Origin of the sequence: Rhodococcus sp. IEGM 1241, assembly GCF_033142365.1 — a bacterium.
Taxonomy (GTDB): Bacteria; Actinomycetota; Actinomycetes; order Mycobacteriales; family Mycobacteriaceae; genus Rhodococcus_F; species Rhodococcus_F erythropolis.
The window spans coordinates 1,125,363-1,147,185 of sequence record NZ_JAWLSE010000001.1; the positions used below are offsets into that span (position 1 = coordinate 1,125,363).

The following is a 21,823-nucleotide window of genomic DNA, read 5'->3' on the forward strand; positions in this document are numbered from 1 at the left end:
CTGCATCTAGTTATGGCAAATTCACATTATTCATTGAACTGCTTGCTAGGAAGCTGTTTTAGTGATTGAATCCTGCCTAGCAGGCAATGTGACGCCCATCACCGAATCGGGCATGTCGGGCGCCAACGGCGAAGTCGTGGCGAATCTTCCCTTACCAGTTCAAGGAGATTTAGTGGTACTCGAACAGCAGGTGAACCGGCCTCGGGCCAAGCTCGGAGAAGCAGGCGAATCCAGGACAGTGGCCTGGGGGATGACCAGCGTGCTGGTCGCCATGTATGTCATCAACTTCGCCGACAAAGCAGTTCTCGGCATCATCGCTCAGCCCTTGGCCAAGGAGTTGGGACTCTCCGCTTCGGATATCGGTCTGACCGGTAGTGCCTTTTTTCTGATGCTCTCGCTCGGTGGCTTGTTCTCGGGCGCTCTCGACAAGTGGCTCGGACTGCGCTGGGCGCTCGTCCTGCTGGTCGTCCTGTGGTCCGTGGCGATGTTGCCGCTCATTCTCTCGGCCAGCTTCGTGACCCTGCTGGTGAGTCGGATGATTCTCGGCTTCGCCGAAGGACCCAACTCGCCCCTGCTGTTCTCCGCCGCGTACTCCTGGCATGCGCCGGCGCGACGCGGACTGCCGGGAGCCGTCCTGACCTGCTCGGCGTCGATCGCGAAGATTGCGATCGCACCCATCCTCGCGTACGTGGCCGTCACCTGGGGTTGGCGTTCTGCGCTGGTCGCATTGGCGATCGCGGGTCTGTTGTGGGCTGTGCTGTGGCTGGCAATGTGGAAGGAAGGTCCGTACGGCCGCAGTGGCAACTCGGGTAAGGCCGATAGCGTCGACTCGGGCCCTGAAGAATCGGGCCCTGAAGACCCGGATCCGGCAACGACAACGGCGCCCGCGACTGACGCTGAGCCGGCTGTGCCCTGGCTGCACATCTTCCGTACCCGCACCTTCATCGGCGGAGTTCTGCTCATTGCAGCCGCCTATGCACTCGCAGCAGTGGTCCTCACCTGGTTGCCGTCGTATTTCGAACTGGGCCTTGGCTATTCACGGCTTCAGGCCGGTTCCATGTTCTCCATCCCCAGCCTCATCGGCCTTGTGATCATGTTGAGCAGCACGTGGCTCAGTGACAGGCTCATCACCAAAGGCGTCAGCATGCGGGCTGCTCGGGTGGTCTTTCCTGCGGTCGGCATGCTGATCGGCGGCACGATGTTGGTCTTCCTGCCGTTCGTCAATACGCCTGTCATGGCTGTGTTCATGGTGTCCTTGGGCTATGCGATATGCACTCCGGTGCTGCCGCTTCTCAATGCCTGTGTGAGCGAATTGTGCCCGCCGAAGCAAATTTCCGGGGTACTCGGGGTGTTCCTGTCGCTCATGGCGTTCGGTGGTTTCATCGCGCCGTACATGATGGGACGCATCGTCGATGCGGCCGGCGACGGTGGTGACGGCTACGCGACCGCCTTCCAGATCCTCGGTGGGGTTGCACTCGTCGTGGCCGTTGTCGGCGTCGTCATCATCGACCCTGCCCGTGACAAGAACTTGGTGCGCCCCAACGCTCCCGTTGTTGCTGCCCGATAGGCCGATCTCGATGACCTTCGTACTCGATCATCATGTTTCGCCTGACTTCGAGAGCCTACTCACTTTGGAAGAGTTGAGCAGCAACGATTTTCGCGGCTACTGCCATGCCGGGCATCCGATGAGGGCGTTCGGCGGGCAGGTGGCGGCTCAGGCTCTGACCGCCGCTGGCTGTACCGTTCCACCGGAAAATCTTGCGCATTCGCTGCACGGTTATTTCCTCAGCGCGGGCGATCCCACCAAACCGATCGTCTACGAGGTGGAACGACTCCGAGACGGGCGGTCGTATCGCTCCCGTCGAGTCACTGCGAGACAAGATGGCGAACCGATCTTCACGTTGTCGGCCTCCTTCAAACTGCCCGAAGGCGGCGCGGATCGGCAGTTCGCGATGCCCGAAGTGCCGCCACCCGAGGAACTTCCGGATCCGTACGAGCACTGGGCGCAAGAGCGGCCTGAGGAGTACCAGGCCGCGACAACAGTGCGAGTGATGTCCCTGCGCTTCGTTCCGCAGGATCGGGTATCGGACCACCGTGCAGTACCGGGACTTTCAGAGCAGACGGTGTGGCTCAAACCCGCTCGAGCCTTGCCCGACAATCCGTTGCTTCACGTCTGCGCCCTCACGTACGGCTCCGACATGACATTGGCGTCGACAGCGTCACTGGACATCCAACCGCATCGTTCGATGCTCAAGGGTCAATCCAGGGCGATCGTGACTTCCCTCGATCACGCTGTGTGGTTCCATCGACCCTTCCGCGCTGACGACTGGATGCTCTTCTCGCAGAGCAGCCCATCGTCCTGCGACGGCCGCGGACTGTCGAGTGGGCACTTCTGGAGTAGGGAAGGAGATTTGGTAGCCACTGTTGTCCAAGAGTCGCTGGTTCGCCGACTCGACTAGAAGATTCATTCCATCCATTCCGAACAGCTGGAGGTTCTACTCATGACGCTCGCCTGGCCGACCGATATGCCTCGGTGCCTCGACTATCCGACGACGGGAATCGACGCAGTTCTCGCGGGAGCTGCGCGCGCCTACCCTGATCGAATCGCGTTGCAAGACGGCGACCTTGCACTCACCTTCGCCGAGTTGCATGATCGTGCACAACGAGCGGCCGGGGGATTGCGTGCACTCGGAGTGCAACCGGGGCACGTCGTGGCGCTCCATATGGTGAACAACCTGTGGTACGTCGTGGCGTACTACGGTGCGTTGTGTGCGGGTGCTGCTGTGGCGCCGGTCAATCCGACTCTCCCGCCCGCCGGTCTCCGCGATCAGTTGGACGATGTGAAGGCCCGGGTGGTCATCTCGCACCCCGAAACCGTCGGCATCGTTCTGGCAGCGGACGCGCAGTGCGTCGACGCAGTGGTGTGCGTATCCGCGACACCCTCGGCGCCGGCGACCGAAACGGTTCTGCCAGAGGGCGTTCGTGCATTCGGCGATCTACTGCAAGCGCAGCCGTTGGTGTCGTACCGCGTCGATCCGGAGCTCGTCGCCCATCTGCAGCTGACCGGTGGTACGACCGGACGCTCCAAAGCTGTTCGCGTACTTAACCGTAACCTGGTTTCGAATGTCATCCAGATGGCGTCCTGGCGATCGGGACTTCTCACCGAACTCGACGAATTCGGTGGGCTTCGCATGCAGTCGACCGTCGATCGCGGTCCTCACGCGCTGGTGCCTGGCGAAGGCGTCAACATCGCAGTGGCGCCCCTCTTCCACGGTCTGGGCTTGGTCGGACAGAACGTCAGCACGCTGCTCGGTTCGACCGTTGTCTTCACCGGCCGCTTCGATCCGGACCGGATGTTGGCAGACATCGAGCGCCTCGGCGTCACGCACATCACCGGTTCGCCAGCGATGTACTACGCGTTGTTGGCGAGCAGCAGGATCGGAGCGCACGACTTGTCCTCCGTGCGTGCGATCAACTCCGGCGCAGCCCCGTTCGACACGACATCGCTGCGGAGCCTTCAAACGATCTTCGGCAACGCCTGGGTCACGGAGGGATACGGCCTGAGCGAAGCGACGATGGGCCTGACCGGTGCGCCTTTGAACAGTGATGTCGCGACGCCGCCGGACAGTGTCGGTGTCGCAATCTTCGACACCGAACTCGAGATCCGAGACGAGAATTCGGCAGTCCTCGGGCCCGGCGAGGTCGGTGAGGTCTGGGCCCGCGGGCCCCAGATCACCGACGGATACCAGAACCAGCCGGAGCTGACCGCGGTTCAGTTCCGCGGTGGTTGGCTCGCTACCGGCGACATGGGGCGGCTGGACGATGCGGGGCACCTGTTTCTGGTCGGGCGATCGAAGGACATGATCATCTACAAGGGCTACAACGTGTATCCGCAGCCGCTCGAAGAGATTCTCTGTTCGCATGCTGCCGTTGCGCAGGCAGCCGTCGTCGGCGAAACGGTGCCGGTGGTCGGCGAGCGTGTGACGGCCTTCGTTCAATTGAACCGCGACTTCGCGTCCGAATCTGCGTCGGACCTGCAATTGCTGGAACGGGAATTGACGGACTACGTGGCCGCGAAGGTGGCTCCGTATCAGAAGGTTCGTTCGATCAGGTTCGTCGACCGCCTGCCTGTCACCGCAACGGGAAAAATACAGAAGAACATATTGCGGAACAGTCTTACCGTCGACACAGCCTAGGACGTTCGTCCAGTTGCCTCTTCCGATTCTGTCCTGCGACGGCGTGATTTCTGCGAGAGTGTCGAACATGCGTGGAATTCTGGTAGCCGGTGTGAGTGCATTCGCGGCGGTCGTCTCGGTCGTCTCGGCTCCCACGGCCGGTGCCGAGGCGACTGCGGACCGAGCTCGCTCGTTCTCCGAGACCACGTCCGTCGGCGTCCACAATTCCTACGAGAAGGCGACGTTTCCGTACTTCGCCGACGCTTTGGACTCCGGGGCCTCGCTGCTCGAATTGGATCTGTGGACCAACGGCGGTGGTCCGGACTGGCGTGTCTCGCACATGAATCCGGTGGCGAGTGACAGCAACTGCGTCGGTGCGCAGGACGCATCCGGGTTGCGAAGTGGTCAGCGAGATCAGGGACTGCGCGGATGCCTGGCAGATATGCGGGCGTGGCACGAAGCCGACCCCGAGCATCCTCCGGTGATGATCAAGTTGGAACTCAAGGACGGTTTCACCACCGGCTACGGACGCGGACCTGCCGATCTCGACGCCTTGATCCTCGGGACTCTGGGCGACGCGGTCTTCACTCCATCCGATCTGATGGGTGAGTCCTACTCGACCCCGGATGCCGCCGTCACCGACCGTGGATGGCCGACCATGTCCGAGATGAGCGGCAAATTTCTGTTCGAGCTGATTCCGGGAACGATCGAGGAGGGAAACCCGCTCGACACGGAGTGGACCGACCGGCAGTACGCGACGCACTTGCGAGATCTGTCCGCTGCCGGACTCGTCCAACTCGGCGCCGCCTTTCCCGCTGTTCACCGGGCGTCACCGGGAGACCCACGAATCGACCGTTACGCCGACCCGGGCATCCGCCCGTGGTTCGTGATCTTCGACGGCGACGCCCTCGATTACACCTCGGGCGTTGTGGATCCGCAGTGGTACCACCATCGTGGCTACCTGCTCGTCATGACCGACGCGCACAAGGTCGCTCCACAGATCGACGGTGCGCATGCCACCGAAGCCGAGGCGAGCGAGCGTCTCGACCGGTTGGCGGGTGATCACGCAAGTTACATCACCGCGGACTGGTCGAGGTTGCCGAACGTACTGTCCACCGTGGTGCCGCGTCGGTGATCTAGAGGGCGGCAATTCTCAGGAACAGGGTGCAGGATGGGTTCATGCGCACTGTCACGTGGAATCCCGAAGTCTACGGCCGCTATTCGGGTGAGCGGTCACGCCCGTTCGTGGACCTGGTGTCACGGGTGGCGACCGAAGACCCGACGCGGGTAGCCGACCTCGGTTGCGGATCAGGTAGCTTGACCGCGATGCTGGGGGAACGATGGCCGGACGCCTCGGTATCCGGTTTCGACTCGTCTCCCGAAATGGTGGCGCAGGCCCCGACAGACCTACCGGGAAACGTCACCGTCGAGTTGGGGGACATCATGTCCTTCGATGCCACGGGTTACGACGTGGTCGTCAGTAACGCTGCATTGCAGTGGGTTCCGAGCCACCGTGAGCTGATCGACCAGTGGGCGGACACCCTGGCATCCGGGTCGTGGCTGGCGTGGCAGGTTCCGGGAAACTTCGATGCACCGTCACATGCGCTCATGCGAAGCCTCGCGGAGTCCGCGGAATGGAGCGAGCGACTGGGCGGCGTCCTACGCGGCCCGGAAGGCGTCGACAGTCCGGTTGCGTACGCGCAGCGTCTGCAGGAGCACGGATTCGACGTCGACGCCTGGGAGACGACGTACGTACACGTGCTGGCCGGTGCTGATCCGGTGCTCGGATGGGTTCGAGGGACTGGACTTCGGCCGGTGCTGGACGTTCTCGGCGAGGCCGACGCTCCGGAGTTCGAGCGCCAGTATTCGGATCTGCTGCGGGAGGCGTATCCCGCAACAGCCGCCGGAACGCTGTTTCCGTTCCGGCGGGTGTTCTGCGTGGGACGCAAGCGGTAACTACTCGGCTGTGCTGCGGTCCGCCGATCACTCAGCGGTGACAAAACCTTCCGAGACCAGCCAGTCGCGAGCCACGTCCGCCGGCTCCTTGCCGTCGACGTCGACCTGCCGGTTGAGCTCGGTCATCACCTCGTTGGTCAGTTTCTCCGAGATCGGCGCCATGACTTCGGCAACCTCCGGATGTGCTTCCGCGAAGTCCTTTTTCATGACCAACGCCGGATTGTATTTCGGGAAGAACTGCAGATCGTCTTCGAGCAGAACGAGATCGAGTGCGATGATGCGACCGTCGGTGGTGAACACCTCGCCGAACTTGCACTGATCGCTGTCGGCTGTCGCCTGGTAGATGATGCCGGTCTGCAGGATCTGGCGCTGGGCACGCGAGGCGTCGAAACCGTATTTCGCTGCCAGGCCGGGGTATCCGTCCTGGCGGACGTTGAACTCGGTCTCGACGCACGTCACCGCGGCGCCGGGATCGGATTCGACCAACTTCGCGTAGTCGGAAACCGTCTTGACGCCGGTCTTCTCAGCGGTCTCCTTGCTCATCGCCAATGCATACGTATTGTTCATCGGCGCCGGATCGGTCCACACCATGTCGTTCGCAGCAAGGTCCGCATCACGGACGGCCTCGAACTGCGCCTGCGAATCGGGAAGCGGAGTCTCGTTGCCGAGGTAGTTGATCCAGCCGGTCCCGGTGTACTCGTACGCAAGGTCGATCTGCCCGTTCAACTGTGCGTCACGGGTGCTGTTCGAGCCCTGGATGTTCGTGAGATCTCGAACATCTGCGCCCGCAGCGGCCATCGCGAATTCGATGACGTATCCGAGCACGATCTGCTCGGTGAAGTCCTTGGAGCCGACGGTCATCTTCACACCCTCGAGCTCAGGAACCGGCTCGATGCTGCCGGGGCCGACAGCCAGGGGCAGTGCGCCACCGGACTCGAGGCCACACGAAGCGACAAGTGTGAGGCCGATCGTGGCAACCGCGACTTTCCAGCCCCACGTTCTGGTGATCGAAGTCTTGGTCATCGTAATCCCTTGGGCCCGAGATAAGTTTCGGCGAGCGCGCCGAGCCAGTCGATCAGCAAGGCCAACGACACCGCCAGTACGGCACCGACCACGAGGGTGACGTTGTCGCGGAGCTTGTATCCGGTGTCGATCAGAATGCCGAGTCCGCCGGCACTGACCAGGAAGCACAGCGTCGCGGTGCCGACTGCCAGAACGAGCGAAGTGCGCAGTCCTGCAAGGATGTACGGGACGGCCATCGGGAATTCGAGTTGACGCAGGACCGTGAGCGAAGACATTCCCTGCCCGCGCCCGGCATCGATCAAGGTCTTGTCCACTTGCTGGTAGCCGAGGATGGTGTTGCGCAGCACCGGGAGCAGCGAATAGAACGCGATGGGAAACACGCCGATCCAGAAGCCCGTCGTTCTTGTTGCGAGATAGAACAGCACGAGCAGGCCGATGGCCGGCGCTGCGGCTCCGATGTTGGCTATTCCCACGAAGAACGGTGCCAATCGGGTGAATTTCGGCCTGGTCAGCAGGGTTCCGAGTGGAACCGCGATGGCGACGACGATGATGACCACGGCGGCCGTGATCAGTACGTGCTGCCAGGTCAGTGTGACGATGTTGTCGAGATTGATGCTCGCCTTCTGCGTCGCGTTGAGATCTCGGCTGAATGCCCAGATCAACACGCCCGCAACCAGGATCAGGACGATGACCGGTTGCACATACAGTCGCATCCGTTCCGCACGGCGTGTGGCGGCGTTCTCGGCCGCGCCCAGATCGGGGGCGTCCGGTTCCATCTCAGGCGCGGAGACGCGCTCCTCTGTCGTGGCAGTCATGTTCAACCTTCGACGTTCTCGGTGTCTGGCTCTTCGTCGTGGTCGTGCGCATGCTCCTCGCGCATCTCGGAGAGATGGCTGACCAGTGTGTCGATGGTGATGAGACCGACATACTCGCCGCGCCGTCCGGTGACCACAGTGGACGCATTGCTTTCGGCGAGAAGAGCCTCCAAGGCATCCTGCAGGGTGGACTGGATGGACACGGCTTCGCCGATCTCGTTACCGACACCTCGAAGCGTCGACGCATGGGCGAGGTGGCCGGGCGAGACCCAGCGAAGCGGCCGTCCACGCTGATCGAGAATCAGGGCCCACTTCCACTTACGCGCTGCGAGTGCGGTTCTCAAATCATCGACCGAATCGGTTTCGCGGGCGGTGAGGCACTGCTTGAGTTTGATCTGGCGCACGCGTGTCAGGGTCAGCTGCTTGAGCGAGGCGTCCGCCCCGACAAATCCCGCGACCATGTCGTTTGCGGGATTGGCGAGAATCGCCTCCGGAGTGTCGTACTGCATGATGCTGGACTGATTGCCCAGCACGGCAATACGGTCACCGAGTTTGACTGCCTCGTTGAAATCGTGGGTGACGAAGACGATGGTCTTACCCAACTCCGACTGCAGACGCATCAGTTCGTCCTGCAGCAGGCCGCGGGTGATCGGGTCGACGGCACCGAAAGGCTCGTCCATCAACAAGACAGGGGGATCGGCAGCCAGCGCCCGCGCCACGCCCACACGCTGTTGCTGGCCACCGGACAACTGGCGAGGGTAGCGGTCGCGATAGGTATCGGGATCGAGGCCGACGAGGTCGAGCATCTCGTCGGTGCGAGCTGCGATACGTTTCTTGTCCCAACCGATGAGGCCGGGCACCGTCGCGACGTTCTTCGCAATGGTGAAGTGCGGGAACAATCCTGCCTGCTGGATCGAGTAGCCGATGCCGCGGCGAAGCTTGTCCGGGTCGATGGACAGCGCGTCCTTGCCGTCGATGGTGATCTTGCCCGAGGTGGGTTCGATCAGACGGTTGATCATGCGCATCGTCGTCGTCTTGCCGCAACCCGAAGGTCCGACGAAGACCACGATCTCACCGGCCGGAACAGTCAGTGAAACATTGTCCACCGCTGCAGCTTTCTGGCCCGGGTAACGTTTGGTCACGGATTCGAGAACGATCTCGACCCCGGATACCTTCTGATCTGTGGATACGTCAGACGGAATGGTTTCAGTCATTGCAGCCCCTTCGAAGTAGTGAGACGACCGATGACGACGTAGATTCCGTCGAGAATCAGAGCGAGAATGACGATCAGTACGGTGCCGACCAGCGCTTGAGGAACAGCGTTCGGGCTACCGACACGCGAGAGTCCGGAGAAGATCAGGTTTCCCAGACCAGGACCCTTGGCGTACGCCGCGATGGCGAGGATGCCCATGAGCATCTGTGTGCTGACCCGCATGCCGGTGAGGATCGACGGCCACGCGATCGGCAGCTCGATTCGACTCAGAACATGCATGCGATTCATTCCGACACCGCGGGCTGCGTCCGTGATCGCCGGGTTGACCGCATCCAGACCGATGATCGTGTTCCGAATGATCGGGAGCAGGGCATACAAGATCAACGCGGTGATCGTGGGAGCGACGCCGAGACCGAGAATCGGAATGAGCAGTCCGAGGAGGGCGAATGAAGGAACCGTCAGGATCGTGCTGGCCAACGCCGTAGCGATGGAGGATCCCGCCGGGCTCCGGTAGACGAGAATGCCGATGATCACGGCGGCAATCGTCGCGATGATCACGGACTGGATAACTGCTGAAACATGTAGGTACGAGTCGGTCATCAATTGCTGTCGTCGTGCAACGACAAAATCCCATAGCGCGCCCATATTTCCGAACCCACTTTCTTCGGACTTCTGCTCGCTCGAACGTCTTCCCTCGACACCGACCGGCGCACAAGGGCTTTCCCCGCAGCCTCCGTAGGCCGAGGGGTTTCCCTCGACTGTCGTCCAAAAACTGAGATACTGCAACTAATTCCGATTGCAGCGTGTCGGATGTTGTTCTGGACGTGAGATTTTGCGGGACGCGGGTAGGTACCCACTGCGTGCGGAGTTGAAACGTGCTGGAGACAGCAAACGCTCGAGACAGCAATGCGGGAGGGCTCCGGAGAACCCTCCCGCATTGTGGGAACTGTACGAGTCGGCCTCAGGCCCAGCTGAGCGCATCCTCATTGGACAGCCGCGGCAGACGGTCGAACCACGGGTTCTCGCCGGGATGGCCGATGTTGACCACCAGGGTGGTCTTGAAGCGTCCGTCCGCGAAGAACTCGCCGTCGATGCCGTCGGCGTCGAAGCCGGCCATCGGGCCGGCGACCAGGCCCTGCGCCCGAATCGCGAGGATCACGTAACCAGCCTGCAGTGCGGCGTTGAACTTGCTGCTCGATGTGGCGGCAGCGTCGTCGGACTCGAAGTAGTCCTTCATCTCCGGACGGATGGGGAACAGTGCCGGAATATGCTCGTAGAACTTGGTGTCAACGGCAAGAACCGCGACAGCAGGCGCCGATGCGGTCTTGGCCTTGTTGCCGTCGGACATGTGCTCGACGAGGCGCGCTTTGCCCTCCTCCGTACGCACGAACAGCACGCGCAGTGGATTGGTGTTGGCCGCGGTCGGTGCCCACTTCGCGAGCTCCCAGATCGCAGTCAGTTCGTCGTCGGTGACCGGTTCGTTGGAGAAGGAGTTTGCCGTGCGGGCTGCTGTGAAGAGCAGTTCACGGCCGGCTGCGTCGAGCTGCTGTGCGGTAAATGGGGTGGCTGCGTCGAGTGACATCGGTGGTTCCGTTTCCGTTGTAGCTCATCCGAGCGTTACCCGGTAAAGCTAGTTGCTAGTAAAAAGAAAGTACTTGGATACGGTAGCACCAGTCGTAGGGTTCAGCGCTGGGGAGTGACGAGTCAGACCGTCTGGGTGGCGAGAATCCTCACCGCCAGATCCTCGATCGCGCACTGTCGTGATTCGAGTCGGACGCGCGTGAGGTCGTTGATCATGCTGATGGTTGCCAACACCGTCGCCCGTGCATCCGCGGTTTCGTTACCGAGCAGGTGTACCCACTCGTCGATGTACTCGCGTTGTGCAATGTGCGTCGAGGCCTGCGCTTCTTCGGGCAAGTTCGCTGTTTCTTCGATGAGAATGGCAATCGCGCTGTCAGGTGAGATCACCGAATTGGTGTACGAATGTACGACGCGGGCAATCGCGTCTTCGCGTGAGTCTGCGTTCCTCAAAGCCTGGACCAGGCCGAGTCGGAGTGTTTCGTTCCCGCGGGCCAGAATTGCTTGCAGCACTTCGGCTTTACTTCCGAAATGGGTGTAGATGCTCGAACTGGGAACGCCGGCGGCGCTGCCGATGTCGTCCATTGTCACGGATCGGTAGCCGCGTTGATCGAACAGCGTGATTGCGGCGCCCATCAAACTTTCGCGACGCGAAGTGTGGCTGAAGTTCGAAGTCGGCTGGGGCTGTGCCGCCGGCTCCTCGGGAAGGACCGGAGCGGTACGAACGACATCGAACAACCTGGCCAACAAAGCCTCGAAGCGTTTCCGAGGAAGCGTCGTGCGGTGTCGAGCGGGGCTGAACGCGATACTGGTGAGCGCCCACCCCAGAACGACGGAATCGGGAACCGACAGGTCGGGACGCTCGTGTCGAAGGGCGGCTGCGACCCGGCTCGTGACTTCCCGAACTCCGGCACGCGCCTCCGTTCTGCGCTCAGGGGTCAGGTTACGGGCCTCCTGATCGAAGAGAAGACTACGGAAGTTGTTGTCGAGTCCGTAACGAACCAGTGCCGTGAAGACCACCTTGGAATCGGTTCGATCGACCTCGTCGAGGATCGCGAGGATCGAAGACGAGCCGTCGAGCATCGCCTGCGCGAGGAGTTCCTGCTTGTTCGGGAAGTGGCGGTACAGCGCGCCTGCGGTGATGCCCACCGCAGACGCGATGCCTTCCATGCTGACGTTGTGGTACCCCGAGCGGCCGAACTGTTCACGAGCCACGGTGATGATCTGCGCCTTGCGGTTGCGTGGGCGCAGCGTCTTCTTCGGGGTCGTTTTCGGCGCGGCCGGCCGGTCCGGCGAGGCCGCAGGTGTGCCGTCCGATGTATCGATCGTCATGGGGCCCTCGAGGTCGGTGGCGTGGTCAGGTGATGGTGCTGGTTGCAAAGTCGGAGAACTGCCTGCGGAGTTCTCTCTTGAGTATCTTGCCAGCCGGGGACACGGGCATTTGCTCGACGATGGTGATACTTCGCGGAGACTTGTAGCCGGCAATCAGCGTCTTCGAGTGTGCGCGGACTTCTTCGCACGTCAGAGACACCCCGGGACGCACGACCAGGACCGCGTGGACTCGTTCGCCGTACTGATCGTCGGGTACGCCGATCACAGCGCAGCTGATTACGTCCGGATGTGTGGCCAGAGCGTTTTCGACCTCCGTCGAATAGACGTTCTCACCACCCGAGATGATCATGTCCTTGATCCGATCCACGACGAAGAGATACCCGGCTTCGTCCATGTAGCCTCCGTCGCCGGTGTACAGCCAACCGTCGCGCAATGCCGATCGTGATTCTTCCGGCCGATTCCAGTAGCCGCACATGATGTTGCCGCCGCGGGCGATGATTTCGCCGACCTCACCGCGAGGAAGCTCGTTGCCGTTCTCGTCGACCACCTGAATCTCGACGTGTCCCATCGGCCGACCGGCAGATTTCAGGCGGGTCGCGTCGACGTGATCTTCTGCGCTCAGGCTGGTGAGTCCGGGTCCGGCCTCGGTCATGCCGTACCCCTGCATGAAGGCTGCCTGCGGAAAAGCCTGTTGCGCTTGCCGAAGCAAGGTTTCGGAGATCGGGGAAGCACCGTACTGCACGGCCAGGATGCTGGACAGGTCCCGGTTCGTCCGGTCCGGATGACGAATCAGCATTTGAATCATCGTGGGTACCAACAGCATCGACGTAACTTTGTGCTGCTCGATCAAGCGCAGTGCGGTGGCCGGTTCGAAACTTGGCTGAATCACCAACGTCGCCCCGACAGTGTTACGGCCGATCCAATTTGCCAGCGACGCAAGATGAAACATCGGGGCGGTGATCAGAGCCAGGCCGTCGGTACCAGGCGTTCTGTTACTGGCCACTGCGCCGAGGCTCGACGTCACGAGGTTGGCGTGGGTGAGCATGACCCCCTTGGGGTGACCGCTGGTTCCGCCGGTATAGAAGATTCCGGCCAGGGTGTCACCGCCGAGTCGCAGGTCCGGTGTGGGTTCGCTCGAGGCGATCAGATTCTCGTAGTCGAGAGCGCCGGCCGGCGTCGGCAGTTCGCCGGCATGTATCACTACGGCGAGCTGTGGGAACAACACCCGTACCTCGTCGAGTAGCGGCAGAAAGGTGTCGTCGACGACCAGCACTCGTGTATCGGAATCGTCCAGCGCAAAAGCGATCTCGGCAGCGCTCCATCTGGTGTTGAGCGGATTGACCGCGCCTCCCATCCACCAGGTGGCAAAGAAGTACTCGTGATAGCGATCGGAGTTGAGCGACAGTATCGCGACGCGATCGCCTACCTGCACACCGAGGTCGCGGAAAGCGCCTGCAAGACGGGTTACTCTCCCGCCGACCTCGGCGCAGGTGCGGATACGGTCCCCACATACGGTCATGGGTTGGTCAGGGCGTTGCTGCATTGATCGTTGCAGAGACTGAGTCAAGTACATGGGGACCGCTCCTTTCGGGAAACGTGAGGTCAGCGACTGCCGCCGTCGCACACCAGGCATTGGCCGCTGACGTAGTCGGTTTCGGGCAGGCAGAGCGCAAATACCGCGCCGGCCGCTTCGTCCGGACGTCCGGCGCGGCCCAGTGGGATGGTCCGCTCGGCTGCCGCCAGGAGCTGTGGGTTGACGCCGACTTTGATCTCGCGACCCTCGACGTCGATGGTCGAGTTACCGTCTGCCGACGCTTCCGTCAGGCGGGTGTTGATCAGACCGTATGCAACGGCATTGACGTTGACCTTGTAACGACCCCACTCACGCGCAAGGGTCTTGCTCAAGCCGATGATGCCGGCCTTGGCGGCTGCGTAGTTGGACTGTCCGGCATTGCCCACCACTCCGGCATTGGAGGAGATGTTGACGACCTTGCGGTGGTAGTCGGTGGGATTGGCCTTGATGTAGGGCTGAGCGGCGCGCAGGATCTGGAACGGTGCCTTCAGATGCAGATCGAGAATCGTGTCCCACTGCTCGTCGGTCATCTTCTGGATGACGTTGTCCCAGGTGAACCCGGCATTGTTGACGATGATGTCGAGGCCGCCGAAGGTATCGATTGCGGTGTTGACGAATCGATCCGCAAAACCTTCTTCGGTGACCGAACCGACGCACGCCACTGCCTTGCCACCGGCCGCGATGATCTCCTCGACCGTCTCCTTGGCCGGGCCCGGATCAAGATCGTTGACTACGACGCTCGCGCCTTCCGCGGCGAACTTCAAGGCGATGGCGCGGCCGATACCGCGGCCGGATCCGGTGACGAGTGCTGTCCTGTTGTCGAGCTTGCCCATGTCGGGGTTCCTTTCGGTAGAGAGAGTTTTCAAGCGGCTACGACGGCGTCGCCGCGCAGGGTGGCGGTGCCGTCGGAGAGAGTGACGGCGATATCGAGGTGGGCCAGGCCGTCCTCGACCTTGGTGACGGTCCCGGTGCACGTCGGCTTGGCGTGCAGCGGTGTGATGGAGGCAAAGCGAACACTGTAGGTGCGGATGCGTTCCTGCGGAACGTAATTGGTCAGCAATCGACCGAGGTAGGCCATCGAGAGCATTCCGTGCGCGAACACGTCGTTCATTCCGCCGGAGCGGGCGACGTCGAGATCGATGTGCATCGGATTGTGGTCACCAGAAGCTCCGGCGTAGAGCGCGAGCGTGGTGCGGCTGATCTCGGGCAATTCCAGCGAAGGGAGAACGTCACCTGTTTTCATTTTTGCGCCTTAGGGTTTCGAACGACCAGGGTGTTGGTGAGGCGGGCGATCAACTCGCCGTCGCGGGTGACCTCGGCGGTCCGGACAAGGAAGTCCAAGGCGCCGTTCTTCTTCGAGTACACGTCCGTGACCTTGCCGTTGAAGGCAAGTGTGTCGCCGGCATAGGCGAGTGCGTGATATTCGAAGGACTGCTCGCCGTGCAGGACGTACCTCATGTCGATTTTCAGCGATCGGACCAGGGCAAACGGGTCCGGTTTTTCCATGTCGAGGCAAAACAGGAATGTCGGCGGTACCACCAGGTCACGATGCCCCGCAGCCTTGGCGGCCTCGACGTCTCCGTAGATCGGGTTGGTCTCACCGATGGCCTGGGCGAAGAAGCGCAGGCGTCCGCGCTCGACCAGTGCCTCGTGGCCCGGGATGATCGTTCCGACGACGGACGGATCGAGCGCCATGTCAGCCCACCTTCTTGAAGATGCTGACCACACACGCACCGCCGAGTCCGAGGTTGTGCTGCAGTCCGATTCGTGCTCCTTCGACCTGCCGCTTGCCGGCCTGACCGCGCAGTTGCCAGACCAGTTCGGCGCACTGGGCAAGACCGGTGGCGCCGAGGGGGTGGCCCTTTGACAGCAGGCCTCCCGACGGGTTGGTGACTACTCGTCCGCCGTAGGTGTTGTCGCCGTCCAGGATGAACTTCTCGGCAGTACCTTCGGGCGTGAGGCCAAGACCTTCGTACGTGATGAGTTCGTTGGCGGAGAAGCAGTCGTGCAGTTCCACGACCTGAACGTCCTCAGGTCCGATGCCGGCGGCTTCGTAAACCTGCGCGGCTGCGGCAGCCGTCATGTCGTAGCCGACGACCTTCATCATGTCGCGGTCCTCGAAAGTGCTTGGTGTATCGGTGGTCAGGGCCTGTGCCTCGATCACTACGTCAGCCGCCAGCCCGTGCTTGCGGGCGAACTCTTCGCTGCAGACGACAGCGGCAGCGGCGCCACAGGTGGGTGGGCAGCACTGGTAACGAGTGAGCGGGCCGAAGATGTGCGGTGACTCCAGCACCTGCTCTTCGGTGAGAAGATCACGGAAGACCGCGTTGGGATTGTTGGCCGCGTGCTTACGGGCCTTGACCGAGATCTTTGCGAAGGTCTCGGGCTTGGTGCCGTACTTCTCCATGTGCGAAAGTCCTGCGCCACCGAACATCTGGGCTGCGCGCGGTGCGTCGTGGACGCCTTGGATCTCGGTCATCAGATCGTCGAAACGGAACATCGGCGCTGGGCGGTCGTCCCAGACCCGCTTGAGCGCACCGGGTTTCATTTGCTCGAAGCCGACAGCCAATGCGCATTCGACGGCGCCGCTCGCGACGGCTTGGCGTGCGAGGAAAAGGGCCGACGAGCCTGTGGCGCAGTTGTTGTTGACGTTGATGACCGGGATTCCGGTGAGCCCGAGACCGTAGACGGCGGCCTGTCCGGCAGTGGAATCGCCGTAAACGTAGCCGGCATAGGCCTGCTGGACCAGCGAGTAGTCGATACCGGCGTCGTCGAGGGCGGCACGGGCGGCGGTCTCTCCCATGACGTTGTAGTTCTCGCTCTTGCCCGGCTTGGTGAACGGGATCATTCCCACTCCGGCAACATGGACTTTTCTGGTCACGATTGTCTCCTAATTGATCGGATGAAAATTTACTTAACACCACGATTCGAGTTTTGTCTACTGGATCACAGTGTGTCTTTACGTGGGACTTTCGTTGCAATTTCCGATGGTTCGCCGAGGTGTGTGGATGATTTTGCGAGACTATTGCGTCAGCATGCCGATTGATGATTTACTTTCTGGGCGGCAAGGTGGCGTGCGTCACAGAGTAGGTGCCTGACGGTCGAAGCGGCCACGTCAGGTTCGCACCGGACCGGTCTCCGAGTCCCGCATCCAGTACTTCGGTGCTGAGATCAGTTCACCCAGCTTCTGTTTCGCATTGCGCTCACTCCGTGGCGCAGTTGTCGCACTTGCCTGAGAGGATCGATGAGAATGACGTTGAGCAAGCCGGCTCTTCCCACCGCCGCACCACCGCGAGAAGTAGGGGAATCCCGAGTGCGGGCATGGGGGCTCACCGGAGTTCTCGTTCTCCTTGTCGTCGTCAACTGGGCTGACAAGGCAGTCTTCGGCCTGGTTGCACAGCCGCTGGCCAAGGAATTCGGGCTGACCTCTGCACAGATCGGACTGGTCGGCAGTGCATTCTTCCTGGCCTTCACCGTCGGTGGCTTCTTTGCCGGGGTATTGCACAAGTGGATGTCGCTGCGGTGGTTGCTGGTTCTGCTCTCACTGGGGTGGGCAGCGTCGATGATCCCGCTCGTCGTGGTTGCCGGTTTCGGCATGCTTCTGTTCACGCGCATGATGCTCGGATTCTTCGAGGGACCAGCGGGTGCGCTGGTTCACACGGGTGTCTACTCGTGGCATCCTGCGGAAAAGCGTGGTCTGCCAGGAGCTTTCCTGGCTTCCGGTGCCTCTATCGCGAAGATTGCGATCGCGCCGCTGATGGCCTTGGCTGTAGCCAGTTGGGGGTGGCGAGCAACGTTCATCATCCTTGCCGGGGTCGGCGTGGTCTGGTGCGTCCTGTGGTTGTTCACCTGGAAAGAGGGGCCGTACATGCAGCGGCCGGTCAGGAAGTCCGAGCGGGAGACCACAACGGCCACAGACTCGGTGGTTGTCGCCAAGGTGCCGCTGACGAAGATCTTCTTCACGCCGACATTCCTCGGTGCGCTTGCCGCGGTGTTCACCATGTACGCTCTCATCACGGTGGTGCTCACGTGGCTGCCGTCGTACTTCGAAGTGGGACTTGGATACTCGCGGGTTCAGGCGGGAACCATGTTCGGCATTCCCAGCATCGCGGGACTGTTCTTCATGTTCCTGTGCACGTCGATCAGTGACAGGCTGATGGCGCGCGGTGCCAGCTCAAGGATCCTTCGCGGTATCGTTCCCGGAATTGCCCTGCTGATCTGTGGGCTCGCCCTGGTCACCATGCCGTTCATCAAGACCCCGATCATTGCGGTGCTCGTGGTATCGGTGGGTTACGGCATCGGCACGGTCATCATCCCCCAGTTCAACGCGGCGATCTCCGAAATCTGCCCGCCGCAGCAGATGGCCGCGGTTCTGGGTGTCTTCATGGCGCTGATGGCAACCGGCGGACTTGTCGCCCCCTACCTGACCGGTGTCATCGTCGACAGCGCCGCAACCCCGGCCGAGGGATACGCCACCGCATTCCAGATCTTCGGAATCGCGACTGTCATCGGTGCCGTCATCGCGCTCTGCGCCGTCAACGCCACCCGCGATCGGGTACGAATCCTCGGCTGAGCACTACTCACTTTCATTTCACAATATCCAGGAGAAACAATGCAGCGCAAAGTATTCAACGAAGAGCACGAAGATTTCCGCAAGGTCATCCGCAGCTTCATCGAAGCCGAGGTCGTGCCCAACTTCTCCGATTGGGAGCGCGAGGGCATGGTGCCCCGCGACTTCTATCGCCAGCTCGGCAAGCTCGGCGTTCTCGGAATGACGGTTCCCGTGCAGTACGGCGGAGCGGGTGAAACAAGCTTCAAGTTCCAGGCAGCCCTGACCGAAGAGACGGCTCGTGCGGCAGTCAGCTTTGGCGCATTCGGTGTACACACCGGCCTGGTCCTGCCATACATCCTGACCTACGGAACCGAAGAGCAGAAGCAGCGTTGGCTGCCCGATTTCATCAGTGGCGACATGATGACTGCCATCGCGATGACCGAACCGGGCACCGGCTCGGACCTGGCGGGCATCAAGACCACGGCCAAACGGTCCGAGGACGGCACTCACTATGTTCTCAACGGCGCAAAGACATTCATCACCGGCGGCGTTCAGGCTGATCGGGTTCTCGTGATCTGCCGTACGTCACCGCCGACGGCAGAGAACCGTCGCGCCGGGTTGAGCATCCTCGCAGTGGACACGTCGAGCGAAGGCTACGAGGTCGGTCGCAAGCTCGAGAAGATCGGCATGCGCACTTCGGACACGGCAGAGCTTTCCTTCACCGACGTGCGGGTGCCGGCCGAGGATCTACTCGGTGAGGAAGGCGCAGCGTTCGGTTACCTGGCCAACAACCTTCCGCAGGAGCGACTGATGATCGCGGTCACCCAGACCGCCGCGGCCGTCGGAGCTATCGAGTTCGCTTCTGCTTACGTGCGTGACCGCAAGGTGTTCGGCCAGGCGGTGGCGGAGTTCCAGAACACCAAGTTCGTCATCGCCGAGTGCATCGCCAAGGTCGAGGCTGCGCAGTGCATGGTCGACCGGGCTCTGGAATTACACGAGACCGGCGACCTCAGTGTTGCCGACGCCGCCAAGGCAAAGCTGTTCTGCACCGAGACGGCAGCCGAGGTCATCGACAAGTGCTTGCAGCTTCACGGGGGCTACGGCTACATGCTGGAATACCCCATCGCGCGTCTGTACGCGGACACCCGTGTGTCGCGCATCTACGGCGGAACCAACGAAGTGATGAAGACGATCATCGCCAAAGCGGCCGGGTTCTGAACGAATCGAGGGAAACCATGGCAGAGCTTCTCTACGACGTCGATGACGGTGTCGCCACGATGACTCTGAACCGACCGGATCGACGCAACGCGATTACGTACACGCTGCTCACCGAGCTGCAGAACGCGCTTACGTCGGCCGCCGGTGACGAGGCCGTGAGAGTCGTCGTGCTCACGGGCGCTGGAGGGAACTTTTCGGTCGGTCGCGATCAGTCCGGTGATCGGTCGAGCCGTGTAGTGCGGGGTGATTCACAGCAAGAGGATCGCACTCGCTTGCTTGATGTTTCACGGGTGATACCAACTTTGGTGCAGCATCCCAAGCCTACGGTGGCGGTGATTCGCGGTGGCTGTGCGGGCGCCGGCTTGAGTCTCGCTCTGGCGTGCGATCTTCGCTATGCCGGAGCCGATGCGATGTTCAACACGGCCTTCCTGGGGGCTGGAATGTCCGGTGACATGGGAATGGCGTGGTTGCTGACCCGCGCAGCGGGCACATCGAAGGCGCGGGAATTGATGCTGCTGTCCGAACGAATCAAAGCTGATCGCGCTGCCTCATTCGGAATGATTCACGAGGCTTTCGCCGAAGAATCGCTGGAAGCGAGGACTACGGAAATTGTTCAGCGGCTCTCTGTTTCGGCACCGTTGGCAGTGCGTGGTGCAAAGCTGAACCTCGATTCGGCGATGTCGCGGCCGCTGTCCGAATTCTTGATGGACGAAGCCGACCGGCTGATCACGTGCGCGTATTCCGAAGACGTGGAGGAAGCGCGCTCGGCATTCCTCGAGAAACGAGTACCGCACTTCACGGGCCGCTGAAAAGAACTGGAACACATTGTTATCGGGATCAGGAGAGTGAACGAGAATGTACTTGACTCAGGGTTTACATCGGTCGGTCCAGCGTGAACCCGACGCGATCGCCGTCGTTGACGGGCAGCGCCAGTTGACGTTCGCTCAACTGGAGAGTCGCGTTGCGCGATTGGCCGGTATGTTCACGTCGTACGGGCTCGAACGAGGTGACCGGGTAGGAATACTGGCCACGAACTGTCTCGAGTATGTCGAATACTCCTTCGCCTGTGCCTGGGCGTCGATGGTCGCGTCCCCGGTGAACAACCGCTGGAGTCCCGACGAGATGGCATTTCACATCGAAGATGCCGGAATCACAGTGCTTCTCGTGGACGGACCGCGTCTGCCCGCTGCGCTGGAACTGCGTGATCGGTGCGCTGTACTGGAGACCGTGATCGTATTCGGTGCGGCGGATCTGCCCGGCGATACGGTCGACTACGACTCTGCTTTGGCGCTGCACGGTCCGATTCCCGATACTCACGCAGATCCCGATGCATTGGCGTTGCTCATGTACACCGGCGGAACTACAGGCCGCCCCAAAGGTGTCATGCTGAGCGCAGGCCAGATCCTGACATCGGTGCTCGGAGTCCTTGCCGGTAGTGGTGAGCCGAATCTGCCAGGCCGCTCCCTGCACGTGGCGCCCCTGTTCCACCTCGCAGCCTTCGCCGGTTTGGTCCAGGCCTCGGTTACCGGATCCGTGCACGTTTTGATGGGGGATTTCACCGTCGAGAAGCTCGTCGAAACCATTGCAGAGAAGGAAGTTACACAATCTCTGCTCGTGCCGACAATGGTGCAAGCGATGCTCGAATACGCTGATCGGACAGGTCTGCCGATCGACAGTCTCACCTCGATCACCTACGGCGCATCGCCGATGCCCGAACCACTGGTTCGGCGCTTGATCGAACGATCACCTGATCTTCGACTGCGCCAGGGCTACGGAATGACCGAGTTGGCCCCGGCAGCAACACTTCTCCGCGACGACGACCACCGCAATCCTGATCACCCGGAACGACTTCGATCAGTGGGACGTGCTGCGCCACACACCGAGGTGCGGATTGTCGACGCAACCGGCACAGAGCTTCCGCGCGGCGATATCGGTGAGGTCGTCGTGCGGGGCTCGAACGTCATGATGGGTTACTGGAACAACGAGGCGGAGACGGCGCACGCGGTGCGCAGTGGATGGATGCATACCGGTGACCTCGGCTTCATGGACGAGCATGGCTACGTGTTTCTCGTAGACCGACTCAAGGACATGATCATCTCGGGCGGCGAGAACGTCTACAGTGCCGAAGTCGAAGCCGCCCTGTCCCAGCATCCCGGTGTAAGCAGTTGCGCGGTCATCGGAGTACCCGACGACAAATGGGGAGAACGCGTCCATGCAGTGGTGGTGCGCATACCTGAAAACAATTCGAGCGGTGATGAACTCCGAGATTTTGTCGGCGAGCGTATAGCTCGGTACAAGGCGCCGAGGTCGGTCGATTTCGTCGACGCACTCCCGCTGTCGCCGGTAGGGAAGATCCTCAAGCGCACTCTGCGTGAGACCTACCGGTGA

20 protein-coding genes are annotated in these 21,823 nt (G+C 61.6%); 9 read left to right on the forward strand and 11 right to left on the reverse strand.

Annotated features, from left to right (window positions below; all coding sequences use genetic code 11):
* The first annotated feature begins 88 nt into the window (after positions 1 to 88).
* The 5 genes from R4P70_RS05390 to R4P70_RS05410 all read left to right on the forward strand — a co-directional run bounded on the left by R4P70_RS05390 (position 89) and on the right by R4P70_RS05410 (position 6,131).
* The gene (locus R4P70_RS05390; RefSeq protein ID WP_317830502.1) at positions 89 to 1,567 is read left to right on the forward strand and encodes an MFS transporter; all 1,479 of its coding nucleotides are present in this window, start codon (positions 89 to 91) and stop codon (positions 1,565 to 1,567) included.
* Between the two features lie 10 nt (positions 1,568 to 1,577).
* Positions 1,578 to 2,459, forward strand: a complete 882-nt coding sequence (locus tag R4P70_RS05395) for an acyl-CoA thioesterase (protein ID WP_019745165.1) — start codon at positions 1,578 to 1,580, stop codon at positions 2,457 to 2,459.
* A 42-nt stretch (positions 2,460 to 2,501) separates the two neighbouring features.
* Positions 2,502 to 4,196 (forward strand): class I adenylate-forming enzyme family protein, encoded by a 1,695-nt coding sequence (locus R4P70_RS05400; RefSeq protein ID WP_317830503.1) that lies wholly within the window; start codon positions 2,502 to 2,504, stop codon positions 4,194 to 4,196.
* A 67-nt stretch (positions 4,197 to 4,263) separates the two neighbouring features.
* Entirely contained in the window at positions 4,264 to 5,310 is a 1,047-nt protein-coding gene (locus R4P70_RS05405) for a phosphatidylinositol-specific phospholipase C domain-containing protein (protein WP_317830504.1), read from the forward strand.
* 44 nt (positions 5,311 to 5,354) lie between these two features.
* Positions 5,355 to 6,131: a trans-aconitate 2-methyltransferase gene (locus R4P70_RS05410; protein ID WP_020908998.1), complete on the forward strand. Its 777-nt coding sequence runs from the start codon at positions 5,355 to 5,357 to the stop codon at positions 6,129 to 6,131.
* A gap of 27 nt (positions 6,132 to 6,158) precedes the next feature.
* On the opposite strand, the gene R4P70_RS05415 is transcribed toward R4P70_RS05410, so the two are convergent.
* The 11 genes from R4P70_RS05415 to R4P70_RS05465 form a co-directional block, all read right to left on the reverse strand.
* Positions 6,159 to 7,154, reverse strand: coding sequence for a glycine betaine ABC transporter substrate-binding protein (locus R4P70_RS05415; RefSeq protein ID WP_019745161.1), 996 nt, complete (start codon positions 7,152 to 7,154; stop codon positions 6,159 to 6,161).
* Complete coding sequence (locus tag R4P70_RS05420; protein WP_003939758.1) at positions 7,151 to 7,969, reverse strand: ABC transporter permease; 819 nt, start codon at positions 7,967 to 7,969, stop codon at positions 7,151 to 7,153. Before R4P70_RS05420 ends, R4P70_RS05415 begins: the two co-directional genes overlap by 4 nt.
* Before the next feature lie 2 nt (positions 7,970 to 7,971).
* A complete protein-coding gene (locus R4P70_RS05425) occupies positions 7,972 to 9,183 on the reverse strand; it encodes an ATP-binding cassette domain-containing protein (RefSeq protein WP_007731456.1) in 1,212 nt (403 codons plus the stop codon).
* Positions 9,180 to 9,827, reverse strand: a complete 648-nt coding sequence (locus tag R4P70_RS05430) for an ABC transporter permease (protein ID WP_019745160.1) — start codon at positions 9,825 to 9,827, stop codon at positions 9,180 to 9,182. The genes R4P70_RS05425 and R4P70_RS05430 overlap by 4 nt, the downstream gene beginning before the upstream one ends.
* A 316-nt stretch (positions 9,828 to 10,143) precedes the next feature.
* Positions 10,144 to 10,764 (reverse strand): malonic semialdehyde reductase, encoded by a 621-nt coding sequence (locus R4P70_RS05435; protein WP_020908996.1) that lies wholly within the window; start codon positions 10,762 to 10,764, stop codon positions 10,144 to 10,146.
* A gap of 122 nt (positions 10,765 to 10,886) precedes the next feature.
* Positions 10,887 to 12,092, reverse strand: coding sequence for a TetR/AcrR family transcriptional regulator (locus R4P70_RS05440; RefSeq protein ID WP_070795732.1), 1,206 nt, complete (start codon positions 12,090 to 12,092; stop codon positions 10,887 to 10,889).
* Between the two features lie 25 nt (positions 12,093 to 12,117).
* The gene (locus R4P70_RS05445) at positions 12,118 to 13,665 is read right to left on the reverse strand and encodes a long-chain-fatty-acid--CoA ligase (protein ID WP_317830505.1); all 1,548 of its coding nucleotides are present in this window, start codon (positions 13,663 to 13,665) and stop codon (positions 12,118 to 12,120) included.
* A gap of 29 nt (positions 13,666 to 13,694) precedes the next feature.
* Positions 13,695 to 14,498, reverse strand: a complete 804-nt coding sequence (locus tag R4P70_RS05450; protein ID WP_317830506.1) for an SDR family NAD(P)-dependent oxidoreductase — start codon at positions 14,496 to 14,498, stop codon at positions 13,695 to 13,697.
* Positions 14,499 to 14,527: 29 nt separating this feature from the next.
* The gene (locus tag R4P70_RS05455; protein ID WP_317830507.1) at positions 14,528 to 14,908 is read right to left on the reverse strand and encodes a MaoC/PaaZ C-terminal domain-containing protein; all 381 of its coding nucleotides are present in this window, start codon (positions 14,906 to 14,908) and stop codon (positions 14,528 to 14,530) included.
* A complete protein-coding gene (locus R4P70_RS05460) occupies positions 14,905 to 15,360 on the reverse strand; it encodes a MaoC family dehydratase N-terminal domain-containing protein (RefSeq protein WP_308371170.1) in 456 nt (151 codons plus the stop codon). Before R4P70_RS05460 ends, R4P70_RS05455 begins: the two co-directional genes overlap by 4 nt.
* A gap of 1 nt (position 15,361) precedes the next feature.
* A complete protein-coding gene (locus R4P70_RS05465; RefSeq protein WP_020908990.1) occupies positions 15,362 to 16,546 on the reverse strand; it encodes a lipid-transfer protein in 1,185 nt (394 codons plus the stop codon).
* A 432-nt stretch (positions 16,547 to 16,978) separates the two neighbouring features.
* Between R4P70_RS05465 and R4P70_RS05470 the strand changes: the two genes are divergently transcribed.
* Genes R4P70_RS05470 through R4P70_RS05485 form a run of 4 tightly spaced genes read left to right on the forward strand, consistent with a single transcriptional unit; the run spans position 16,979 to position 21,823 of the window.
* Entirely contained in the window at positions 16,979 to 18,238 is a 1,260-nt protein-coding gene (locus R4P70_RS05470) for an MFS transporter (protein ID WP_205908011.1), read from the forward strand.
* 39 nt (positions 18,239 to 18,277) lie between these two features.
* On the forward strand, positions 18,278 to 19,435 hold the full coding sequence (locus R4P70_RS05475; protein ID WP_308371169.1) for an acyl-CoA dehydrogenase family protein: 1,158 nt from the start codon (positions 18,278 to 18,280) through the stop codon (positions 19,433 to 19,435).
* 17 nt (positions 19,436 to 19,452) lie between these two features.
* Positions 19,453 to 20,244, forward strand: coding sequence for an enoyl-CoA hydratase/isomerase family protein (locus R4P70_RS05480; RefSeq protein ID WP_029256164.1), 792 nt, complete (start codon positions 19,453 to 19,455; stop codon positions 20,242 to 20,244).
* Between the two features lie 46 nt (positions 20,245 to 20,290).
* The gene (locus R4P70_RS05485) at positions 20,291 to 21,823 is read left to right on the forward strand and encodes a long-chain fatty acid--CoA ligase (RefSeq protein WP_308371168.1); all 1,533 of its coding nucleotides are present in this window, start codon (positions 20,291 to 20,293) and stop codon (positions 21,821 to 21,823) included.

What these genes read in the sequence shown, in the direction of transcription:
- R4P70_RS05395 (WP_019745165.1), top strand. Translation starts at nt 1,578, where the DNA reads ATGACCTTCGTACTCGATCATCATGTTTCGCCTGACTTCGAGAGCCTA.
- R4P70_RS05400 (WP_317830503.1), top strand. Translation starts at nt 2,502, where the DNA reads ATGACGCTCGCCTGGCCGACCGATATGCCTCGGTGCCTCGACTATCCG.
- R4P70_RS05405 (WP_317830504.1), top strand. Translation starts at nt 4,264, where the DNA reads ATGCGTGGAATTCTGGTAGCCGGTGTGAGTGCATTCGCGGCGGTCGTC.
- R4P70_RS05410 (WP_020908998.1), top strand. Translation starts at nt 5,355, where the DNA reads ATGCGCACTGTCACGTGGAATCCCGAAGTCTACGGCCGCTATTCGGGT.
- R4P70_RS05415 (WP_019745161.1), bottom strand. Translation starts at nt 7,154, where the DNA reads ATGACCAAGACTTCGATCACCAGAACGTGGGGCTGGAAAGTCGCGGTT.
- R4P70_RS05420 (WP_003939758.1), bottom strand. Translation starts at nt 7,969, where the DNA reads ATGACTGCCACGACAGAGGAGCGCGTCTCCGCGCCTGAGATGGAACCG.
- R4P70_RS05425 (WP_007731456.1), bottom strand. Translation starts at nt 9,183, where the DNA reads ATGACTGAAACCATTCCGTCTGACGTATCCACAGATCAGAAGGTATCC.
- R4P70_RS05430 (WP_019745160.1), bottom strand. Translation starts at nt 9,827, where the DNA reads ATGGGCGCGCTATGGGATTTTGTCGTTGCACGACGACAGCAATTGATG.
- R4P70_RS05435 (WP_020908996.1), bottom strand. Translation starts at nt 10,764, where the DNA reads ATGTCACTCGACGCAGCCACCCCATTTACCGCACAGCAGCTCGACGCA.
- R4P70_RS05440 (WP_070795732.1), bottom strand. Translation starts at nt 12,092, where the DNA reads ATGACGATCGATACATCGGACGGCACACCTGCGGCCTCGCCGGACCGG.
- R4P70_RS05445 (WP_317830505.1), bottom strand. Translation starts at nt 13,665, where the DNA reads ATGTACTTGACTCAGTCTCTGCAACGATCAATGCAGCAACGCCCTGAC.
- R4P70_RS05450 (WP_317830506.1), bottom strand. Translation starts at nt 14,498, where the DNA reads ATGGGCAAGCTCGACAACAGGACAGCACTCGTCACCGGATCCGGCCGC.
- R4P70_RS05455 (WP_317830507.1), bottom strand. Translation starts at nt 14,908, where the DNA reads ATGAAAACAGGTGACGTTCTCCCTTCGCTGGAATTGCCCGAGATCAGC.
- R4P70_RS05460 (WP_308371170.1), bottom strand. Translation starts at nt 15,360, where the DNA reads ATGGCGCTCGATCCGTCCGTCGTCGGAACGATCATCCCGGGCCACGAG.
- R4P70_RS05475 (WP_308371169.1), top strand. Translation starts at nt 18,278, where the DNA reads ATGCAGCGCAAAGTATTCAACGAAGAGCACGAAGATTTCCGCAAGGTC.
- R4P70_RS05480 (WP_029256164.1), top strand. Translation starts at nt 19,453, where the DNA reads ATGGCAGAGCTTCTCTACGACGTCGATGACGGTGTCGCCACGATGACT.
- R4P70_RS05485 (WP_308371168.1), top strand. Translation starts at nt 20,291, where the DNA reads ATGTACTTGACTCAGGGTTTACATCGGTCGGTCCAGCGTGAACCCGAC.